This is a genomic window from Geodermatophilus amargosae (assembly GCF_900116515.1).
Taxonomy (GTDB): Bacteria; Actinomycetota; Actinomycetes; order Mycobacteriales; family Geodermatophilaceae; genus Geodermatophilus; species Geodermatophilus amargosae.
This window is the reverse complement of the sequence record NZ_FPBA01000001.1, coordinates 466478-485635: the sequence shown is the minus strand read 5'-3', so window position 1 is coordinate 485635 and position 19158 is coordinate 466478. Positions and strand designations below refer to the sequence as shown.

20 protein-coding genes are annotated in these 19158 nt (G+C 75.4%); 2 read left to right on the top strand and 18 right to left on the bottom strand.

The genetic code is table 11. The annotated features are described in order from the left end of the window. Positions 1–317: 317 nt before the first annotated feature. The 8 genes from BM414_RS02330 to BM414_RS02295 form a co-directional block, all read right to left on the bottom strand. The gene (locus BM414_RS02330) at positions 318–671 is read right to left on the bottom strand and encodes a histone-like nucleoid-structuring protein Lsr2 (RefSeq protein ID WP_093577788.1); all 354 of its coding nucleotides are present in this window, start codon (positions 669–671) and stop codon (positions 318–320) included. A gap of 154 nt (positions 672–825) precedes the next feature. Next, positions 826–2328 (bottom strand): lysine--tRNA ligase, encoded by a 1503-nt coding sequence (gene lysS / locus BM414_RS02325; RefSeq protein ID WP_093577787.1) that lies wholly within the window; start codon positions 2326–2328, stop codon positions 826–828. Between the two features lie 43 nt (positions 2329–2371). Then, entirely contained in the window at positions 2372–3166 is a 795-nt protein-coding gene (locus BM414_RS02320) for a type III pantothenate kinase (RefSeq protein ID WP_093577786.1), read from the bottom strand. A gap of 5 nt (positions 3167–3171) precedes the next feature. Then, entirely contained in the window at positions 3172–4092 is a 921-nt protein-coding gene (gene nadC, locus BM414_RS02315; RefSeq protein ID WP_093577904.1) for a carboxylating nicotinate-nucleotide diphosphorylase, read from the bottom strand. Next, positions 4089–5765: an L-aspartate oxidase gene (locus tag BM414_RS02310; protein WP_093577785.1), complete on the bottom strand. Its 1677-nt coding sequence runs from the start codon at positions 5763–5765 to the stop codon at positions 4089–4091. The genes nadC and BM414_RS02310 overlap by 4 nt, the downstream gene beginning before the upstream one ends. Then, positions 5762–6187: an aspartate 1-decarboxylase gene (gene panD, locus BM414_RS02305; RefSeq protein ID WP_093577784.1), complete on the bottom strand. Its 426-nt coding sequence runs from the start codon at positions 6185–6187 to the stop codon at positions 5762–5764. The genes BM414_RS02310 and panD overlap by 4 nt, the downstream gene beginning before the upstream one ends. After that, on the bottom strand, positions 6184–7065 hold the full coding sequence (panC, locus tag BM414_RS02300) for a pantoate--beta-alanine ligase (protein ID WP_245784410.1): 882 nt from the start codon (positions 7063–7065) through the stop codon (positions 6184–6186). Before panC ends, panD begins: the two co-directional genes overlap by 4 nt. Then, a complete protein-coding gene (locus tag BM414_RS02295) occupies positions 7062–8006 on the bottom strand; it encodes a Rossmann-like and DUF2520 domain-containing protein (RefSeq protein WP_093577783.1) in 945 nt (314 codons plus the stop codon). The genes panC and BM414_RS02295 overlap by 4 nt, the downstream gene beginning before the upstream one ends. Before the next feature lie 400 nt (positions 8007–8406). Here BM414_RS02295 and BM414_RS02290 point away from each other — a divergent pair, with 400 nt between their 5' ends. Next, positions 8407–9153, top strand: a complete 747-nt coding sequence (locus tag BM414_RS02290; RefSeq protein ID WP_093577902.1) for an SDR family oxidoreductase — start codon at positions 8407–8409, stop codon at positions 9151–9153. Between the two features lie 3 nt (positions 9154–9156). Here BM414_RS02290 and BM414_RS02285 read toward each other — a convergent pair whose 3' ends face one another. The 4 genes from BM414_RS02285 to BM414_RS02270 all read right to left on the bottom strand — a co-directional run bounded on the left by BM414_RS02285 (position 9157) and on the right by BM414_RS02270 (position 12914). Further along, a complete protein-coding gene (locus BM414_RS02285; RefSeq protein WP_139245695.1) occupies positions 9157–10179 on the bottom strand; it encodes a DUF6779 domain-containing protein in 1023 nt (340 codons plus the stop codon). Between the two features lie 94 nt (positions 10180–10273). After that, complete coding sequence (locus BM414_RS02280) at positions 10274–11287, bottom strand: glycine betaine ABC transporter substrate-binding protein (RefSeq protein WP_093577781.1); 1014 nt, start codon at positions 11285–11287, stop codon at positions 10274–10276. A 161-nt stretch (positions 11288–11448) separates the two neighbouring features. Further along, entirely contained in the window at positions 11449–12186 is a 738-nt protein-coding gene (locus BM414_RS02275; protein WP_093577780.1) for an ABC transporter permease, read from the bottom strand. Next, positions 12183–12914, bottom strand: a complete 732-nt coding sequence (locus tag BM414_RS02270) for an ABC transporter permease (protein WP_175551380.1) — start codon at positions 12912–12914, stop codon at positions 12183–12185. The genes BM414_RS02275 and BM414_RS02270 overlap by 4 nt, the downstream gene beginning before the upstream one ends. Before the next feature lie 3 nt (positions 12915–12917). Here BM414_RS02270 and BM414_RS02265 point away from each other — a divergent pair, with 3 nt between their 5' ends. After that, positions 12918–14114, top strand: a complete 1197-nt coding sequence (locus BM414_RS02265) for an ABC transporter ATP-binding protein (protein ID WP_217644481.1) — start codon at positions 12918–12920, stop codon at positions 14112–14114. On the opposite strand, the gene BM414_RS02260 is transcribed toward BM414_RS02265, so the two are convergent. From BM414_RS02260 to ftsH, 6 genes are read right to left on the bottom strand one after another with little or no spacing between them, the layout of a single operon-like run. Further along, on the bottom strand, positions 14111–14638 hold the full coding sequence (locus tag BM414_RS02260; protein ID WP_245784409.1) for a DUF3180 domain-containing protein: 528 nt from the start codon (positions 14636–14638) through the stop codon (positions 14111–14113). The genes BM414_RS02265 and BM414_RS02260 overlap by 4 nt on opposite strands. Positions 14639–14643: 5 nt before the next feature. Further along, positions 14644–15147 (bottom strand): 2-amino-4-hydroxy-6-hydroxymethyldihydropteridine diphosphokinase, encoded by a 504-nt coding sequence (gene folK / locus BM414_RS02255; protein WP_093577778.1) that lies wholly within the window; start codon positions 15145–15147, stop codon positions 14644–14646. Further along, positions 15144–15521 (bottom strand): dihydroneopterin aldolase, encoded by a 378-nt coding sequence (gene folB / locus BM414_RS02250; RefSeq protein ID WP_093577777.1) that lies wholly within the window; start codon positions 15519–15521, stop codon positions 15144–15146. Before folB ends, folK begins: the two co-directional genes overlap by 4 nt. Then, complete coding sequence (gene folP, locus BM414_RS02245) at positions 15514–16377, bottom strand: dihydropteroate synthase (RefSeq protein WP_245784408.1); 864 nt, start codon at positions 16375–16377, stop codon at positions 15514–15516. Before folP ends, folB begins: the two co-directional genes overlap by 8 nt. Next, positions 16374–16982 carry a GTP cyclohydrolase I FolE gene (gene folE, locus BM414_RS02240; RefSeq protein ID WP_093577776.1) on the bottom strand — a complete coding sequence of 203 codons (609 nt, stop codon included), beginning with the start codon at positions 16980–16982 and terminating at the stop codon, positions 16374–16376. Before folE ends, folP begins: the two co-directional genes overlap by 4 nt. After that, positions 16979–19033, bottom strand: a complete 2055-nt coding sequence (ftsH, locus tag BM414_RS02235; RefSeq protein WP_093577775.1) for an ATP-dependent zinc metalloprotease FtsH — start codon at positions 19031–19033, stop codon at positions 16979–16981. Before ftsH ends, folE begins: the two co-directional genes overlap by 4 nt. Positions 19034–19158: the final 125 nt, after the last annotated feature.

The following is a 19158-nucleotide window of genomic DNA, read 5'->3' as shown; positions in this document are numbered from 1 at the left end:
CTCTGACCGGCTGGTCCGGCACTGCCCTCCCCGTTCGTGGGGAGGAGCACCCGACGTCCGTCGGCGCGCTGGGGCACCGGTCATTCCACTGTAGTCACGGACCACGCCGTCCCGTCGGCTGCGACCGGCGGGGCGGTGGGTGGCTGTCCCGTCCAACCGATGGTGGACGAGTGGTGTTCCGATCCGGTTACGCCGACAGCGGACGCCGACGGCCCGGCACCCACCGGGTGCCGGGCCGTCGGCGACGTCCTGGAACGGCCCCGCTGCAGGGTCCCGCCGCGAGCGTGCGAGCGATGGGGGGCAGCGGGCTCCTGCTCCTAGTGGGCGGCCTCGTAGGCGTCGACGACGCTGGCCGGGATGCGCCCGCGGTCGCTGACGTTGTGGCCGTTCTTGCGGGCCCAGTCGCGGATCGCGCCGGCCTGCTCGCGGTCCATCCGCCCGCCGCCGCCGGTGGCACGGGACTTGCCGGCACCGGAGGCCCGGCCTCCGCCGCGGCCGACCTTGCGGGCGGCCTGCACGTAACGGGAGAAGGCGTCGCGCAGTTCCTTCGCGTTCTTGTCGGACAGGTCGATCTCGTAGCTGGTCCCGTCGAGCGAGAAACTCACCGTCTCGTCGGCGGGGAGGTCCTCGTCGAGGTCGTCACTCAGGATCACCTGGACCTTGCGCGCCATTCTTTCCTCACTCCTCCTCGGCCCCCGTGGCCGGATGAACAATGCCGCCTATGTGGACGACGCGCCCATTCCACCACACAATCGGCGCACCAGGTCAAATCAGTGGCGGCGGGTCGCCCTTTCCGGGGAATCGGCGACATCGGCACGGGGTGTTTCAGGAAATGGGGCGCACTAAAGGGAACAGGATCGTCTCTCTGATGCCGAGACCGGTCAGCGTCATCATCAGCCGGTCGATGCCCATGCCGACGCCGCCGCTGGGCGGCATCCCGTACTCGAGCGCCTCGAGGAAGTCCTCGTCGAGGACCATCGCCTCGGGGTCGCCGGCCGCGGCCAGCAGCGCCTGCTGGGTGAACCGCTCGCGCTGCACCACCGGGTCGACCAGTTCGGAGTACCCGGTGCCGCGCTCCAGGCCCCCGATGTAGAGGTCCCACTTCTCCGCCAGGCCCGGCGTGGACCGGTGCGCGCGGGTCAGCGGCGAGGTGTCGACGGGGTAGTCGACGACGAACGTCGGCGCCTGCAGGGTGTCCTGCACCAGCGCCTCGAACAGCTCCTCGACGACCTTGCCGGGCAGCCACGCCGGGTCGACGCCGACGTCGTGGCGCCCGGCCAGCTCCCGCAGCCGCTCGACCGGCGTCCCGGGGGTGACCTCCTCGCCGACGGCGTCGGAGACCAGCGTGTACAGCGGCACCTGCGGCCACTCCCCCGACAGGTCGACCTCGGTGCCGTCGTGGTGGCGGGCGACGTGGTCGCCGAACAGCGCCGCGCAGCACTCCTGGATCAGTTCCCGGGTGGTGCGCGCCACACCCTGGTAGTCCGACCAGGCCTCGTAGAACTCGAGCATCGCGAACTCCGGCGAGTGCGAGCTGTCGGCGCCCTCGTTGCGGAAGTTGCGGTTGATCTCGAAGACCTTCTCCAGCCCGCCGACGATGCACCGCTTGAGGAACAGCTCGGGCGCGATGCGCAGGTACAGGTCGAGGTCGAAGGCGTTCACGTGCGTGCGGAACGGCCGGGCCGCGGCGCCGCCGTGCACGGTCTGCAGCATCGGCGTCTCGACCTCGAGGAAGCCGCGGCCGGTGAGCCCGGCGCGCAGCGCCGCCGTCACCTGGGCCCGCTGGCGCACCGTGCGGCGCGCCTCGTCGCGGACGATGAGGTCGACGTAGCGCCGGCGGACCCGCAGCTCCTCGCTCATCGGCTTGTGCGCCACCGGCAGCGGCCGCAGCGCCTTGGCCGCCATCTGCCAGGAGTCGGCGAACACCGACAGCTCGCCGCGGCGGGAGGTGCCCACCTCGCCCGTGACGAGGACGTGGTCGCCGAGGTCGACGTCGGCCTTCCACGCGGCCAGGGCCTCCTCGCCCACCCGGTCGCGGGAGAGCATGACCTGCAGCTCGGCGTCGCCTTCGCGCAGCGTGGCGAAGCAGAGCTTCCCGGTGTTGCGGCTGAAGATCACCCGGCCGGTGACGCCGACCTTCCCGCCGGTCATGGTGTCCGGCGGCAGGTCGGGGTGGGCGGCGCGGACGTCGGCCAGCGCGGTGGTGCGCTCCAGCGTGACCGGATAGGGGTCGACGCCGGTCTCGCGCAGGCGGTCGAGCTTGGCACGGCGGACCCGGAGCTGTTCGGGGAGCTCGTCGTCCGGGGGGCCCGGGGGTTCGTCGGTCACGGCGCCCGAGCCTACGGCCGTGGGCCGCACCACCCCCGACGCGCTACCGGCGGCCGGCGGCCTGCTGCCGCTCGAAGGCCAGCCGCAGGCCGTGCACCGTCAGGTCCGGCTCGCGCTCGCCGATGGTCCGGCAGCTGCCGGCGACCAGGGGCGCCAGTCCCCCGGTGGCGACGACGACCGGCGGGTCGCCGAACTGCGCCACGAGCTCGCCGGCGATCCGGCCGACCAGCCCGTCGACCAGGCCGGCGAAGCCGAGCACCACCCCCGACTGCAGCGCGGCGACGGTGTTCTTGCCGATGGCCTGCGACGGCACGGTGAGCTCCACCGAGCGCAGCTGCGCCGCGCGGGTGGCCAGGGCCTCCAGGCTGACCTCGACGCCGGGGGCCAGCGCCCCGCCGAGGAACTGGCCGTCCGGGCCGACGGCGTCGACGTTGGTGGAGGTGCCGAAGTCGACGACGACGACCGGGCGACCGCTGCCGTCGGGGGCGCGGCCGAACAACTCGTGGGCGGCCAGCGCGGTGACCACGCGGTCGGCGCCGACCTCGCGCGGGTTGTCCACGTGCAGCGGGACGCCGGTGCGCACGCCGGGGCCGATGAGCACGACCGGCACCTCGAGGGAGTCCAGCAGCCGGCGCAGCGCCGGGAGCAGCGCCGGCACGGTGGAGCAGGCGGCGACGCCGGTGACCTCGGTGTCGCGCAGCAGCCCCCGCCAGAGCATCCGCAGCTCGTCGGAGGTGGCCCGCGGGTGCGTCGTCACCCGCCAGCTCCCGACGCGGCGGGCGCCGTCGAAGGTGGCCAGCACCGTCTGGCTGTTGCCGACGTCGACGGTGAGCAGCACCGGCCTCAGCCCCGCAGGTCGAGCGCGAGGTCGAGGATGGGCGAGGAGTGCGTGAGCGCGCCGACGGAGAGGAAGTCCACGCCGGTGGAGGCGACCGCGCGGGCGACGGCGAGGGTCAGCCCGCCGGTGGCCTCCAGCTCCGCGCGGCCGCCGACCAGCGCCACCACCTCGCGCAGCTGCGCGGGCGCCATGTTGTCCAGCAGCAGGAAGTCCGCGCCGGCCTCGACCGCCTCCAGCGCCTGCGCGGGGGTGTCGGCCTCCACCTGGACCGGCACCCGCGGCGCCCGCTCGCGCACGGCGGCGACGGCGGCGGCCACCGAGCCCGCGGCGGCGACGTGGTTGTCCTTCACCATCGCGACGTCGTAGAGGCCCATCCGCTTGTTCGACCCGCCGCCGCAGCGCACGGCGTACTTCTCCAGCGGCCGCAGGCCCGGGGTGGTCTTGCGGGTGTCCAGGACGGCGGCGCCGGTGCCCTCGACGGCGTCGACCCAGGCGCGGGTGGCGGTGGCGATGCCGCTGGCCCGGCTGGCGATGTTCAGCGCGCTGCGCTCGGCGGCCAGCAGCGCCCGCACCGGCCCGCGCACGGTGAGCAGCACGTCGCCGCGGCGCACCCGGTCGCCGTCGGCCGCGCCCGCGGTGAGCGTGGCGCCGGGGGCCAGCCGGGTGAACACGCGGGCGGCCACGGGCAGGCCGGCGACGACGCCGTCGGCGCGGGCGACGAGGTCGGCGGTGCCGTACTGCGCCGGTGGCACGGTGGCGGCGCTGGTGACGTCGAGCGCGACGGCGAGGTCCGGAGCGCTGGGCAGCACCGCGCCGCCGGCGAGGTCCTCGGCCAGCGTGCGCTCGACCAGGTCCTCGACCCAGGCCTCCGACAGCCCGGTGCCCTCCAGCGACCGCGGGTCCCGGTCCACCGCGTTCCCGCTCACCACGGCGGCACCGCCGGCGTGCCCACCGGGCGCCGGGTCAGGCACAGCGCGCCGTCGGCGTCGAGCCGGACGTCGAGGTGCACCCGCCAGTCGGCCTCGGTGTCGGGGTGGTCCTCGCGCCAGTGGCAGCCGCGGGTCTCCCGGCGGGCGGTGGCGGCGGCGGCGAGGGCACTGGCGACGGTGAGCAGGTCGGTGGCCTCCCAGCTCGGCACGCCCGGCGCGGCGCCGGGACCGTCGGCCAGCCCGGCGGCGAGCCCGCCCAGCTGCGCGGTGGCCTCGGCCAGGCCCGCGCCCGACCGCAGCGCGGCCACCCGGCCGGACATGGTCTCGGTGACCGCGCGCCGCCCGGCCGGGTCGAGCAGCCCGGACGTCCCGGCGACGGCCGCGCGGGCCGGCATCGCCGGGGGCAGGGAGCGGGCCAGCTCGTCGCCGATGCGCGCGGCGAACACCAGGCCCTCGAGCAGCGAGTTCGACGCCAGCCGGTTGGCGCCGTGCACGCCGGTGCACGCCACCTCGCCGCAGGCGTACAGGCCGGGGACGGTGGTCCGCCCGGCGAGGTCGGTGACCAGACCGCCGGAGGCGTAGTGCGCGGCGGGCGTGACCGGCACCAGGTCGGTGACCGGGTCGACCCCGGCCGCCCGGCAGCGGGCCACGATGGTCGGGAAGCGCTGCGCGAGGCCGGGCACGGAGCGGGCGTCGAGCCAGACGTGGTCCACGCCGTCGCGCAGCTGCACGCGGGTGATCGCCTTGGCGACGACGTCGCGCGGCGCGAGCTCGGCCAGCGGGTGGACGCCGACCATGAACCGCTCCCCTGCGCCGTCGCGGAGCACCGCGCCCTCGCCGCGCAGCGCCTCGCTGACCAGCGGCTGCTGCCCGCGGGCGTCCGGGCCGAGGTAGAGCGACGTCGGGTGGAACTGGACGAACTCCAGGTCGGTGGCGACCGCGCCGGCGCGCAGGCCGAGGGCCACGCCGTCGCCGGTGGACACCGACGGGTTCGTCGTCGCGGCGTAGACCTGCCCCATCCCGCCGGTGGCCAGGACGACGGCGCGGGCGCGGACCGCGCCGACGCCGTCCTCGGTGCCCTCGCCCAGGACGTGCAGGGTGACGCCCGCCGCGCGGCCGGCGTCGTCGGCGAGCAGGTCGAGCACCATGGCGTGCTCGACGAGCGTGATGCCGGGGGCGCTGCGGACGGCGGCGTGCAGCGCGCGCTGCACCTCCGAGCCGGTGGCGTCACCGCCGGCGTGCACGATCCGGTCGGCCGAGTGCCCGCCCTCGCGGGTGAGCAGCAGCCGGCCCGACGGGTCGCGGTCGAAGGCCGCGCCCCAGTCGATGAGCTGGTGCAGCCGCGACGGCCCCTCGGTCACCAGCGCGGAGACGGCGTCGGGCTCGCACAGCCCGACGCCGGCGACCTCGGTGTCGCGGGCGTGCGCCTCCGGGGTGTCGGCGGGGTCGAGCACGGCGGCGATGCCGCCCTGCGCCCAGCGGGTCGAACCGTCGTCGACCCGGACCTTGGTGACGACGGCGACCGACAGGCCCGCCGCCCGCGCGTGCAGCGCGACGCACAGGCCCGCGACGCCGGAGCCGACGACGCAGACGTCGGCCGACAGCTCCCACCCGGGCGCCGGGGCGGCCAGCCGGGTGGGCAGGCCGACGACGGGCGCCAGCGTCGTCACCGGACGGGGACGCCGAGGTCGCTGCGCCGGTGGTCCGCTGCGCCGGGCACCGGCGCGGAGGGGTCCCCGCCGAGCTCGACGACGCGGTTGGCGCCGTCGACGTGCACGACCTTCGGGATGTGGGACTTGGCCTCGGTCTCGTCCATCAGGCCGTAGCTGATCAGGATGACCAGGTCGCCGGGGTGCACCAGGTGCGCGGCCGCGCCGTTGATGCCGATGACGCCGCTGCCCCGCTCGCCGGGGATGACGTAGGTCTCCAGCCGGGCGCCGTTGGTGATGTCGACGATGGCCACCTGCTCGCCGGGGATGAGGTCGGCGGCGTCGAGCAGGTCCTCGTCGACCGTCACCGAGCCCACGTAGTGCAGGTCGGCCTGCGTCACGGTCGCCCGGTGGATCTTGGACTTGAGCATCGTGCGCATCATCGGGGCTCTCCCAGGGTGACGGGGACGTTGTCGAGGAGTCGGGTGCTGCCGGCTCGGGCGGCCAGCAGGAGCCGGGCCGGGCCGGCCGCCGGCGCCGGGCCCAGGTCGGGGTCGGTGAGCTCGAGGTAGTCGGGCACCAGCTCGGGCGCGCCGGCCAGCACCTCGCGGGCGGCGGCGAGGACGGCGTCGGCGCCGTGCGGGCCGGCGTCGGCGCCGGCACGCAGCGCCCTGTTCAACGTCACGGCGCGGGTCCGCTCTTCCGGCGCCAGGTAGCGGTTGCGGCTGGACAGGGCCATGCCGTCGTCCTCGCGGACGGTGGGCACGCCGACGACCTCCACCGGCAGGGCCAGCTCGCGGACCATCGCCCGGACGAGCGTGAGCTGCTGGTAGTCCTTCTCGCCGAAGAGGGCGAGGTCGGGCCGGGCCAGGCCGAACAGCTTGGCGACGACGGTCAGCACGCCGGCGAAGTGGCCCGGGCGCACCGCTCCCTCGAGGACGTTGCCGAGCGGGCCGGGGTCGACGGTGACGCCGAGCGCGCCGGGCTGGTAGACCTCGTCGACCGGCGGGTGGAAGACGACGTCGGCGCCCTCCTCGGTGAGCGCGGCGAGGTCGGCGTCCCAGGTGCGCGGATAGCGGTCGAGGTCCTCGCCGGCGCCGAACTGGGTCGGGTTGACGAAGACCGACACGACGACGCTGCCGGCGCGCTCGCGGGCGGCGCGGACCAGCGCGCGGTGCCCCTCGTGCAGGGCGCCCATGGTGGGGACCAGCGCGACCGGGCCGGGCAGCCCGGCGACCAGGTCCCGCAGCGCGGCGGCCGTCTCCGCGACCGCCGGGGTGGCGGGGCGGGTGGACGACAGGGCGCCGGTGCTCGTGGTCACCGGGAGCCCGCCGGGTCGGCGGCCTCGTAGAGCAGGTCGAGCAGTGGTGCGCCCTCGTGCCGCTTGAGCCGCCCGGCGGCAAGCGCACGCTCGGTGGTCCGCTGCGCCATGGCGACGTAGGCGGCCACCGACTCCGGCGCCCGGTCGGTGAGCGTCTCGAGGTGGTCGGCCACCGTGCCGACGTCGCCGCGGCTCACCGGGCCGGTCAGCCCGCGGTCGCCGCGGCGCAGGCCGTTGTCCAGCGCGGCGGTGAGCAGCGGGGTGAGCACCCGGGCCGGGGCGTCGACGCCGGCCTCGCGCAGCAGGTCGGCGGCCTCGGCGACGAGGGTGACCAGGTGGTTGGCGCCGGTGACGAGCGCGGCGTGGTAGAGCCGCCGGTCGGCCTCGGCGACGAAGAACGGCTCGCCGCCCATCTCCAGGACCAGGGTCTCGGCGACGGGGCGGTGCTCGGGGCGGCTGGTGACGCCGAACGGTGCGCCGGTGAGCCGGTCGGCGTCCTCGGGGGCGCCGGTGAAGGTCATGGCCGGGTGCAGGGCCAGCGGGAGGACGCCGGCCTGCTCCGCGGGAGCGAGCGCGGCCAGGCCGTGCGCGCCGGAGGTGTGGAAGGCGAGCTGGCCGGCCCGCCAGGAGCCGGTCTCCGCGAGACCCGTGACCAGGCCGGGCAGCGTGTCGTCGGGGACGGCCAGCACCACGAGGTCGGAGGCGGCGACCACCTCGTCGGCGGGCAGGAGCGGGGTGCCGGGCAGCAGCCGGGCGGCGCGCTCGGCGGAGGCCGTGGAGACGCCGGAGGCGGCGACCACGTCGTGGCCGGCGGCGGCGAGGGCGGCGCCGAGGACGGCGCCGACGCGGCCGGCGCCGACGACTCCGATCCGGAGGCGGGCGGGGGCGCTGGCGACGGGCGGGAGCCCGGCAGCGCGGGGGGTCCTGCGGGCAGCAGGCATCGGGACGCTCCTCGTTCCAGTCCCTGACGGGTACCGGACTCGGTGGGTCGGGCCGTCGGCGCTGGCGGCCCAGGTGGTGCTCGGTCGTGCCGGGTGGTGCCGTGCTGCTGGGTGGTGCCGTGCTGCTGGGTGGTGCCGTGCCGCTGTGGTGCCGTGCCGCTGTGGTGTCGTGCTGCTCGGTGGTGCGGGGTTCCGGCGGGCCGTCCGCTGCGACCGGGTGTGTCACGCGGGCGACGTGCCGATGGCGAGTGTGTGACCGTCTGCGGTCCCGTGCAACGCAGCGGCACTGTGGGCTGCCTCACGTGCCCACCCGGAGGGGGTCGGTGACGGCTGCGCGGCCCGCCCTACCGTGTGCGACGGCACCGGCGCCGAGGCCGGCCGACACCGACAGGAGCGCGACGTGGGCACGTTCGAGGGACGCACCGCACTGGTCACCGGCGGCAGCCGCGGCATCGGGCTGGCCATCGCCCGCAGCCTGGTCGACCGGGGGGCGCGCGTGGTGCTCACCGCCCGCAAGCCGGAGGCGCTCGAGGAGGCCGTGACCGCGCTGGGCGGACCCGAGGTCGCCGTCGGCGTGCCGGGCAACGCCGGGGACGCCGCGCACCGGGCCGAGGCGGTGCGCACCGCGATCGAGCGCTTCGGGCGGCTCGACCACCTCGTGGGCAACGTCGGGATCAACCCGGTCTACGGCCCGATGGTCGACCTCGAGCTCGACGCCTTCCGCAAGATCCTCGACACCAACGTCGTCGGCACGCTCGGGCTGGTGCAGGAGGCCTGGCGGGCGTGGATGGCCGAGCACGGCGGCTCGGTGCTCGTCGTCGCGTCGGTGGCCGGGGTCAAGGCCTCGCCGAACATCGCCGGCTACGGCGTGAGCAAAGCCGCGCTGATCAACCTGGTCACCCAGCTGGCCGTCGAGCTCGGCCCGAAGGTGACGGTCAACGCCGTCGCGCCGGCCGTCGTCAAGACCCGCTTCGCCGGCGCGCTCTACGAGGGCCGCGAGCAGGAGGCCGCCCGCGCCTACCCCGCCGGGCGACTCGGCGAGCCCGAGGACGTCGGCGAGGCCGCGGCCTACCTGCTCGGCGCCGGCTGGGTCACCGGCCAGACCCTGGTGCTCGACGGCGGCGCGCTCTCCCGCGGCCCCGCCTGAGCCCTACTCGCGGTAGCGCCGCCGGCGCCCGCCGGGGGTGACCCCGCTCTCGGCGAGGATCGCCGCCAGCCGCGCGGCACCGGCCTCGTACTCGGCCGGCGGGACGGGCGTCGCGTACCCGCCGTGTGCCGCGGCGGCGGCGTGCACGGAGGGCCGCTCGACGGTCAGCTGCTCGGCCGGTGCCGGCGGGTCGGTGCGCCGGCGCCGCGGGGCGCCCGCGTCCACGGGGACCGGCGGTGGGGTCAGCACGCGGGCGACCGGCTCGGGCTCCGGGGTCACGACCGGGACGGCGACGGTCGCCGGAGCCACCGTCGCAGACGCCACCGCTGCCGGGGCCTCGGGGGTCCGGGGCCAGCCGCCGAGCTCGCGGGTGACGTCGGCGTGCCATGCCGCCGCCGTCGCCGGCTCCAGCGGCTCGCGGCCGCTGCGCACGGACTGGGTCCGCATGACCACGCGCTCGACGTGCATCTCGCCCGCGTGGTGCAGCTCGCCGGCGTGCCGCTCGGTCAGCTCGGCGCGCAGCCGGCCGACGTCGGCGCGCAGGCCGGCCATCTCGGCGACGTCGGCGCGCAGGCCGGCCAGCTCGGCGAGGTCGGCCCGCAGCGCACCGATCGCGGCCACCTCGGTGCGCAGCGCGTCGAGGCCGGTCAGGTCCCCGCGCAGCCCGGCCAGCTCGCTGCGCAGGCCGTCGAGCTCGCGGCGCATCGCGGCCTCCGCCTCGCCTCGGACCTGCAGCTCCAGCTCCAGCTCGGCCTGCCGGTGCACCGCCGTCTCGCGCTCGAGCTCGGCCTCGTGGGCGCGGCGCAGCTCCGCCTCGACCGCCGCGACGTCGGGCCCCTCGGGCACGACGGGCTCGGGACGCCGTCCGGCGGCGAAGGCGGCACCCAGGCAGGCCCACGCCACGGCGACCACGGCCACGCGCAGCACCTGTGGGTCGTCGGACAGGAAGACGACGGCGGTGGCCGCGACGGCAGCACCACACCCGACCAGCAGCCCGGCGACACGCATCCGTCCCCCCGTCCGCATGGTCGTCAGCGTAACGGTGAGCGAGCCCCCGACTCCGGCACGGAATCGCCGTGTGCCGGAGTCGGAGGCTCGATCGGTCGTGCTGCAGGTGGGGTCAGCCCTGGGCGAGGGCGCCGTCGGAGCTGAAGACCAGGCCCATCGAGACCTCGCCCTGCGTGATGGCGGCCTTGGTGGCCGGGCCGCCGGCGTCGAACTCACGGAACTCGGCGAACGTCAGGCCGTAGGTCTCCTCCAGGCCCGGCTGGCAGAACGGCCGGGTCGGGCACTCGGCCGGCCCGCCCAGGACCAGCGACCCGTCGCCGCACGCGTCGGCGAGCTCCGAGAGCGTGGTCACGCCGAGCTGGTCGGCGAACTCCTGCGTCACGGCGAAGGCGTTCTGGTCGGCGGCCTCCGACGGCGCGCCGAAGGTCAGCCCGACCTGATCGGCCAGCGGCTGCAGCGCGTCGCGGGTGGCCTGCGCGTCCCCGCTGGCGATCGGCGTCGGGTTGGCGCCGTTGACCTGCGCGTTGAGCGCCTCGGTCACGGTGGCCAGGTACTCCGGGAAGACCTGCAGGTCGGTGCCGGAGATGAGGGCCGGCAGGTAGAGGTCGCGGTTGCCGACCTCGCGCACGGTGGCGTCGAAGCCCGCCGCCTGCAGGACCCCGGCGTAGATGTTGCCCAGGATCGTCGACTCGGTGAAGTTGCCCGCGCCGACGACGATCGGGCCGCTGCCCTGCTCCAGGCCGTCGGTGACGCCGCTCTCCTCGACCCACGCGGCCGCGACGTCCTCGGCGCTCTGCCGCTCCAGGTCGACGGCGGCGTTCATGTCGATGAGCTGGTCGGTGGTCAGCGCGGCCGAGACCGCGTCGAGGGCCGGGACCAGCGCCGGGTTGGCCGCGGCGGTGGCCGCCGTGATGGCCGGCACGATGTTGTCGGCGTTCTGCAGCTCCTGGTCGTCCTCGAGGACGACGAGCTGGTCGCCGGGCACGGGGGCGCAGGCGTCGCCGCTGGCGGCCGAGCCGCTGGTGCCGGTGGAGCCGCCGGTGCCCGAGGAGCCGGACTCGCCGCAGGCGGCGGTCAGCAGGAGGCCGGTGAGCAGGAGAGGAGCGAGGGCGCGCTGCGTGCGCATGGTGGTCCGCCTTCTGTGTCCCGTGCGGCGTGCGGCCGCGACGCGTGTCTGGCGGGGATCACCCGCGCGGCACATGCAACCCCCGGGGCCGCGACCCGGGCAATCGCCGCACGGATGTGTTGCGCGGTCGTTACACGGTCGCGCTCAGGCGGGGACCCAGCTCACAGCGGGACGCCGCTGGCCGTGGGTTCCGGAACGGCTGCGGCCTTCGGCGTCGTCCTGACCTGCAGGAACGGCAGCCGCCGCGGGCCCGGGGTCACCGCCCAGGACAGCGTCGCGAGCACCAGTTCGGTGAGCAGCGCCAGGCCCGCCACGAGGATGGCGCCGGCGATCATCACGCCGTAGTCCTGCTGGCCGAAACCGAGGTTGATCAGCCGGCCCAGTCCTCCCCCGCCGACCAGCGCGGCCAGGCCCGCCGTCGCCACCACCTGCACCGCCGCGGTGCGGATGCCGGTGGTCACCAGCGGGAGGGCCAGCGGCAGCTCCACGCGGCCGAGGACCTGGGCGCGGCTCATGCCCATCCCGCGCGCCGCCTCGCGGACCTCGGCGTCGACCCCGCGGAAGCCGACGAAGGTGTTGGTCAGGATCGGCGGGATCGCGAACACCGCCAGCGCGATCGTCGTCGCGCGGTTGCCGAAGCCGATCGGGCTGACGGCGAACAGGGTGAGCAGCGCCAGCGTCGGGACGGCCCGGCTCACGTTGGACAGGACGACGACCAGGCCTGCGCCGCGGCGGGCCGTGCCGAGGGCGACGCCGATCGGCAGCGCCACGACCATCGCCGCCAGGACCGCGACGGCGGAGATGCCGATGTGCTCCAGCGCCAGGTCGGCGATGCCGTTGGGCCGGCTCCAGTTGAACGGGTCGTTGAGGTAGGTGATCGCCCGCGAGAAGTCGTTCACGACCGCACCGCCCGCGCCCAGGGCGTCAGCGCCCGCTCCGCGCCGGCCAGCAGGACGTCGGCCAGCAGCGCGAGCAGCACGCAGCCGACCGCGCCGGTGACGATCTCGGCGCGGTAGAAGTTCGCGGCGAACCCGCCGGTGATCAGCTGTCCCAGCCCGCCGTGGCCGACCAGGACGCCGACCGTCGTCAGCGCCACCGTGGACACCGTGGCGATCCTCAGCCCGGCCATGAACGCCGGCAGCGCGAGCGGCAGGTCCACCCGCCAGAACGTCTGGGCGGCCGAGAGCCCCATCCCCCGCGCCGCCTCGCGGACGTCGGCGGGGACGCCCTGCAGGCCGGCGAGGAAGTTCCGCACGAGGATCACCAGCGAGTAGGCGACCAGGCCGATGAGCACGGTGTTCGACGACAGCCCCGTGAACGGCACGAGCAGCGCGAACAGCGCCAGCGACGGGATCGTGTAGACGATCGTGGACAGGCCCAGGACCGGCGCCGACAGGTAGCGGCTGCGCCGCGCGAGCAGCGCCAACGGCAGTGCGATGACCGCGCCGATGACCACCGCGAGCACGGTCAGGCGCACGTGCTCGCCGGTGTAGGTCAGGATGGAGTCCCAGTTGTCGGTCACGTAGGACGGGTCGAACCACGGGTTCGGGGCCTCGTCCACCGCGAGCAGCCCCACCGCGGGGTCGCTCACCGCGTCCAGGGAAGGGCGCGCACCCAGGGAGGTCACCCGGTGGACGCTACTGCCGCGAGCGCTCCGGACGGCGGCACGGGTGCTGCCCAGGAGATCCGGCTCGAGGGGGTCAGCAAGACCTACGCCGACGGGACGGTCGGCGTCGAGCGGCTGGACCTGACCTTCGCCGCCGGCGAGTTGTCGGTCCTCGTCGGCCCCTCGGGCTGCGGCAAGACCACGACGATGAAGATGATCAACCGGGTCATCGAGCCGACGACGGGGCGGATCCTGCTCGACGGTGAGGACGTCACCCGCGTCGACCCCGACCGGCTGCGCCGCCGCATCGGCTACGTCATCCAGAACGTCGGCCTGTTCCCCCACCTGACCGTCCGGGACAACGTGGCCACGGTGCCGCGGCTGCTGGGCTGGGACAAGCGGCGCACCCGCGCCCGCGTGGACGAGCTGCTGTCCACCGTGGGCCTCGACCCCGCCGTCCACGGCACGCGCTACCCGGCCCAGCTCTCCGGCGGCCAGCGGCAGCGGGCCGGAGTGGCCCGGGCACTGGCCGCCGACCCCGCCGTCCTGCTGATGGACGAGCCGTTCTCCGCCGTCGACCCGGTGGTCCGCGAGCGGCTGCAGGCGGAGTTCCTGCGGCTGCAGGAGGCGGTGCGCAAGACCATCGTCTTCGTCACCCACGACATCGAGGAGGCCGTGCGGCTCGGTGACCGGATCGCGGTGATGAGCACCGGCGGCCGGGTCGAGCAGTTCGCGCCGCCCGCCGAGCTGCTCGGCCGGCCGGCCGGCCCCTTCGTGGCCGACTTCGTCGGTGCCGACCGCGGTCTCAAGCGCCTGGCGGTCACCGGCATCGGCGCCGACGACCTCGAGCGCCCCCCGGTGGTGCACGTGGCCGACGGCCTGGCCGACGCCCGGGCCTCCCTGCAGGTCACCGGCGCCCGGTGGGCGGTCGTCCTCGACGACGACGACCGGCTGCACGGCTGGCTGTCGGCCGACCGGGCCGCGGGCGCGGGCACGGTGGGCTCGGCGGCGCGGCGGATGGAGGCCTGGGTGCCGGCCGGCGCGACGCTCAAGACCGCGTTCTCCACGATGCTGCAGCACGAGGCCGGCTGGGTGGCGGTCCTCGACGGCGACGTCTTCCTCGGGGTGCTGACGCCGGAGTCGCTGCACGCCGCGCTGCGCCGCTCGGTCGACGGCACGGTCCCCGAGACCGCCGGCGCCGCCGTCCCGGTGAGGGGTTAGGCCCGGACGCCGTCCCCGGGTCGCCCGTCGTCGCGTTCCTCCGGGGGCACGCGGCACACCGACTCGAGCCACAGCGCGGCCGCGGTCAGCGCCGCGGCACACAGCACGCCGACGACGGCGGTCACCGTGTCGCTGCCGGCCACCTGCAGCCGGGACACGGCCGGCCCGACGTGCAGCAGCACCCCGGCCCAGATGCCGACGAAGGCCGCGCCCACGAAGGCGCTGGCCTGGGCGAGCACCGCCAGCCGGGCCACCAGCATCGGCTCCACCGGGCGCACCAGCGGCGTGCCCGCGTCGGCGGTCCGCGCCGTCTCCCCGCCGCGGGCCGAGCGCCGGGCGGCCCGCTCGGCGGTCAGGCGGGCGCGCAGCGTGCGGGCGCCGAGCGCCTCGGCGACGGCCAGCACCGCGAGCGGCAGCGGCAGCCACCAGCGCAGCGGCGGCAGGCTGCCGTAGGTGGCGCGGACGAGCAGCCAGGCGGCCAGCGCCAGCCCGGCGGCGACGACGACCAGGTCGCGGCGGTTCACCGGCCTCAATGCAGGTGCTCCCACTTCACGACCGCGGCGACGTCGTCGGCCGGCAGTGCGGCGACCAGGTCGGCGACCCGCCCGTGCCCGGGCAGCACGGCGGTGGGGTCCAGCGACAGCCACGGGACCAGCACGAACGCCCGCTCGTGCGCGCGCGGGTGCGGCAGCGTGAGGGCCGGGTCGTCGGAGACCACCGGCGTCCCGTCGTCGGCGGTCACGGTGACCACGTCGACGTCGAGGGTGCGCGCGCCCCACCGCACCTCGCGGGTGCGGCCGGCGGCCTGCTCGAGCTCCTGTGCGCGGGCCAGCCAGCCGGCGGCGTCGCGGTCGCCGCGGACGAACACCACCGCGTTCAGGTACGGCGGCTGCTCGACCGGTCCCCACGGCGGCGTCTCGTACAGCGTCGAGCGGGCGACGAGACCGTCGGCCTTGAGCGCCTCCACCGCCGTGCGCAGCGCGCGGGCGCGGTCGCCGAGGTTGGCGCCCAGGGACAGCACCGCGCGGGTCACGCGCGCTCTCGCCGGATGGTGACGGTGACGTCGTCGAAGGGCACGCCGAGGTCGGCCTGCGGCTTGTGCACGGTGATCTCGGCGGCCTGGACCAGCGGATCGGCGAGGCAGACGTCGGCCAGGCGCTGACACAGCGTCTCGAGCAGGTCGACCGGGTCGCCGGCGAGGACGGCGTGCAGCCGCTGGGCCAGCTCGGCGTAGTTGACCGTCCTGGTCAGGTCGTCCCCGGCCGCGGCGGGCGCGGTGTCGAGCTCCAGAACGGCGTCGACGGAGAAGGTCTGCCCGTTCTCCCGCTCGAAGCCGTAGACGCCGTGGTGGGCGTGCGCGGTCAGGCCGCGGACGGCGATCCGGTCGGGGGTGGGGCGGTCAGTCACGGCGGGCCTCCTCGCGGGCGCGGTGCACGGCGGCCACCGTGCGGACCGCGTCGGCCGAGCCCGCGGCGTCGTGCACCCGCACGCCCCAGGCGCCGGCCTCCGCGGCCAGGACGGTCGTGGCCAGGCTGGCGGCGTCCCGCTCCGGCGCCGGGCGCAGCGCACCGTCGGGACCGGCGAGCAGGCGGCCGAGGAAGGACTTGCGGGAGGCGCCGACCAGGACCGGCAGGCCGAGGGACACCACGTGGGGCAGCGCGGCCAGCAGCGCCCAGTTGTGCGCCGCCTGCTTGGCGAAGCCGAGGCCGGGGTCGAGGACCAGCTGGGCGGCGTCCACGCCGGCCGACAGCGCGGCGTCGACCCGGGCGGACAGCTCCGCGCAGACCTCCGCGACGACGTCGCCGTAGACGGCCTCGGCGTACATCTCCCGGCTGTGGCCGCGCCAGTGCATGAGCACCCACGGGACGCCGGCGTCGGCGACCAGCGTGGCCATCCCGTCGTCGGCCAGGCCGCCGCTGATGTCGTTGACCAGCACCGCGCCGGCCTCCAGCGCCGCCTCGGCGACCTCGGTGCGGGTCGTGTCGACGCTGACCCGGACGCCGGCGGCGGTCAGCTCGCGGACGACGGGGACGACGCGGCGGCGCTCCTCGGCGGCGTCGACGCGGTCGGCACCGGGGCGGGTGGACTCGCCGCCGACGTCGACGTAGTCGGCGCCCGCCGCGGCCATCGCCAGCCCGTGCGCGACCGCGGAGGCCGTGTCGGCGAAGCAGCCGCCGTCGGAGAAGGAGTCAGGCGTGACGTTGAGGACGCCCATGACCACGCACCGGCCCGGGTGCAGCAGCTCGGCGCGGTGCCCGCTCACCGGCCCAGGACGAGGCTCATCGCCTCGGCGCGGGTGGCGGCGTTGTCGCGGAAGATGCCGCGGACCGCCGAGGTGACCGTCGTCGACCCGGGCTTGCGGATGCCGCGCATGCCCATGCACAGGTGCTCGGCCTCCACGACGACGATCACGCCGCGGGGCTTGAGGTTCTCGTCGAGGGCGTCGGCGATCTGCCGGGTCATGCGCTCCTGCACCTGCGGCCGGCGCGCGTAGACGTCGACCAGGCGGGCGAGCTTGGACAGCCCGGTGACCCGGCCGTCCTCGGCGGGGATGTAGCCGACGTGCGCGGCGCCGTGGAAGGGCACCAGGTGGTGCTCGCAGGTCGAGTACATCGGGATGTCCTTGACCAGGACCAGCTCGTCGTGGTCCTCGTCGAAGACGGTCGCGAGCACCTCGGCCGGGTCCTGCCAGAGGCCGGCGAAGGTCTCGGCGTAGGCCCGGGCGACCCGGGTGGGCGTGTCGCGCAGCCCGGGCCGGTCCGGGTCCTCCCCCACCGCGAGCAGCAGTTCCCGGACCGCGGCCGCGGCCCGCGCGGTGTCGACGTGCGAGGGATCCGCGCGGACCTCGTCCTCGGGGACCAGGCTCATCTCTGGGCAGGGGCGCCGACGTCACCGACCGGGTTGTTGCCGCCCTTGACCAGGCCGTTGCCGTTGCCGACGCCGTGCTGCCCGACGGCGGTCGCGCCGTGCCCGTTGCCGTTGGACTGCGCGGCGAGCTCGGTGGGCGTGAGCACCGGCGGCTGGTCCGACGGCGTCCGCTTGCCGAAGCCGTTGTAGGGCGCCAGGGCCGGCCGCTTGGTGACCGGCGCGCAGATGCGGGCCATGTCCTCGCGGGAGAGGGTCTCGCGCTCCATCAGCTCGAGCACGAGCTGGTCGAGCACCGCCCGGTACTCCACCAGGATCTCCCAGGCCTCGTCGTGCGCGGCCTCGATGAGCGCGCGGACCTCGGCGTCGATGTCGGCGGCGACGGCCTCGGAGTAGTCCGGCCGCGAGCCCATGTCCCGGCCGAGGAACGGCTCGGAGTCGGTGCTGCCGTACTTGACCGCACCCAGCTTGGCGCTCATGCCGTACTGAGTGACCATCGCGCGGGCCATCGACGTGGCCTTCTCGATGTCGTTGCCGGCACCCGTCGTCGGCTCGTGGAAGACCAGCTCCTCGGCCGCGCGCCCGCCGAGGGCGTAGGCCAGGGTGTCGATCATCTCCGAGCGGGTCTGGGTGTACTTGTCCTCGGTCGGCAGGACGAGCGTGTGCCCGAGCGAGCGGCCGCGCGGCAGGATCGTCACCTTGTGCACGGGGTCGAGGTTGGGCAGCGCGTGCGCCACCAGGGCGTGGCCGCCCTCGTGGTAGGCGGTGACCTTCTTCTCCTTCTCGCTCATCGCCCGCGTCTTGCGCTCGGGACCGGCGATGACGCGGTCGATCGCCTCCTCGAGCGTGGCGTCGTCGATGACCGAGCCGCCGTGGCGGGCGGTGAGCAGCGCGCCCTCGTTGAGGACGTTCGCCAGGTCCGCGCCGGTGAAGCCGGGGGTGCGGCGGGCGACGGTCTCGAGGTCGACGTCGGGAGCGAGCGGCTTGCCCTTGGCGTGCACCTGGAGGATCTGCTTGCGGCCCAGCAGGTCGGGCCGGTCGACGGCGATCTGCCGGTCGAAGCGGCCCGGGCGCAGCAGCGCGGGGTCGAGGATGTCCGGCCGGTTGGTGGCGGCGATCATGATGACGCCGCCCTTGACGTCGAAGCCGTCCATCTCGACGAGCATCTGGTTGAGCGTCTGCTCGCGCTCGTCGTGGCCGCCGCCCATGCCGGCGCCGCGGTGCCGGCCGACGGCGTCGATCTCGTCGACGAAGATGATCGCCGGGGCGTTGGTCTTGGCCTGCTCGAAAAGGTCGCGGACCCGGCTGGCACCGACGCCGACGAACATCTCGACGAAGTCCGAGCCGGAGATGGAGAAGAACGGCACGCCGGCCTCACCGGCCACCGCGCGGGCGAGCAGGGTCTTGCCGGTCCCGGGCGGGCCGAACAGCAGCACGCCCTTGGGGATCTTCGCGCCCACGGCCTGGAACTTGACCGGGTTGGCCAGGAAGTCCTTGATCTCCTGCAGTTCCTCGATGGCCTCGTCCGCGCCGGCGACGTCGGCGAACGTCGTCTTCGGCGTGTCCTTGGTGATCTGCTTGGCCTTGGACTTGCCGAAGGCCATGACGCCGCGGCCGCCGCCCTGCATGGAGTTGAACAGCCAGAACAGCAGCAGCAGGAGGATCAGGAAGGGCAGGAAGCTGATCAGGATGCTGACGAGGACGTTGTCCTGCGTGACGTTCGTCGTGAAGTCGACGCCCTCACCGGTGGTCTGCCCGTCGCCGTCGATGCCCGAGACCAGCGAGAAGACGTCGTCGGAGGCCCCGATCGGGTACGACGCGGTGATCTGCTCGTTGCCGTCGACGGCATCGCGCAGGTCGAGGTCGAGGGTCTGTTCCTTGTCGTTGATCGTGACCGTCTCGACGTTGCCGGCCTGGATCTGCTGCAGGGCGACCGACGTCTTGACCTGCTCGTAGCTGGAGCCGCCACCGAGGAAGGAGGACAGACCGAGGGCCACCAGGACGACGAGGACGACCCAGAACCACACGGAGCGGAAGATCTTCTTGCGTTCCATACACCGATGCCGGGCGGCCGGAGGGCTCCGGCCTGGCCCGTCGACCCTCCTGATCGTCCGGGTGACGCTCCGCGCGACCCGGGAGGGCACCCTGGCGCTCGGTCCAGCGTCGTTGCGGTCGACGG

Bases quoted from the DNA above. Each gene is read 5' to 3' on its own strand.
- panD (WP_093577784.1), bottom strand. From the start codon at position 6,187: ATGATGCGCACGATGCTCAAGTCCAAGATCCACCGGGCGACCGTGACG.
- BM414_RS02280 (WP_093577781.1), bottom strand. From the start codon at position 11,287: ATGCGCACGCAGCGCGCCCTCGCTCCTCTCCTGCTCACCGGCCTCCTG.
- BM414_RS02295 (WP_093577783.1), bottom strand. From the start codon at position 8,006: ATGCCTGCTGCCCGCAGGACCCCCCGCGCTGCCGGGCTCCCGCCCGTC.
- BM414_RS02285 (WP_139245695.1), bottom strand. From the start codon at position 10,179: ATGCGGACGGGGGGACGGATGCGTGTCGCCGGGCTGCTGGTCGGGTGT.
- BM414_RS02330 (WP_093577788.1), bottom strand. From the start codon at position 671: ATGGCGCGCAAGGTCCAGGTGATCCTGAGTGACGACCTCGACGAGGAC.
- ftsH (WP_093577775.1), bottom strand. From the start codon at position 19,033: ATGGAACGCAAGAAGATCTTCCGCTCCGTGTGGTTCTGGGTCGTCCTC.
- folE (WP_093577776.1), bottom strand. From the start codon at position 16,982: ATGAGCCTGGTCCCCGAGGACGAGGTCCGCGCGGATCCCTCGCACGTC.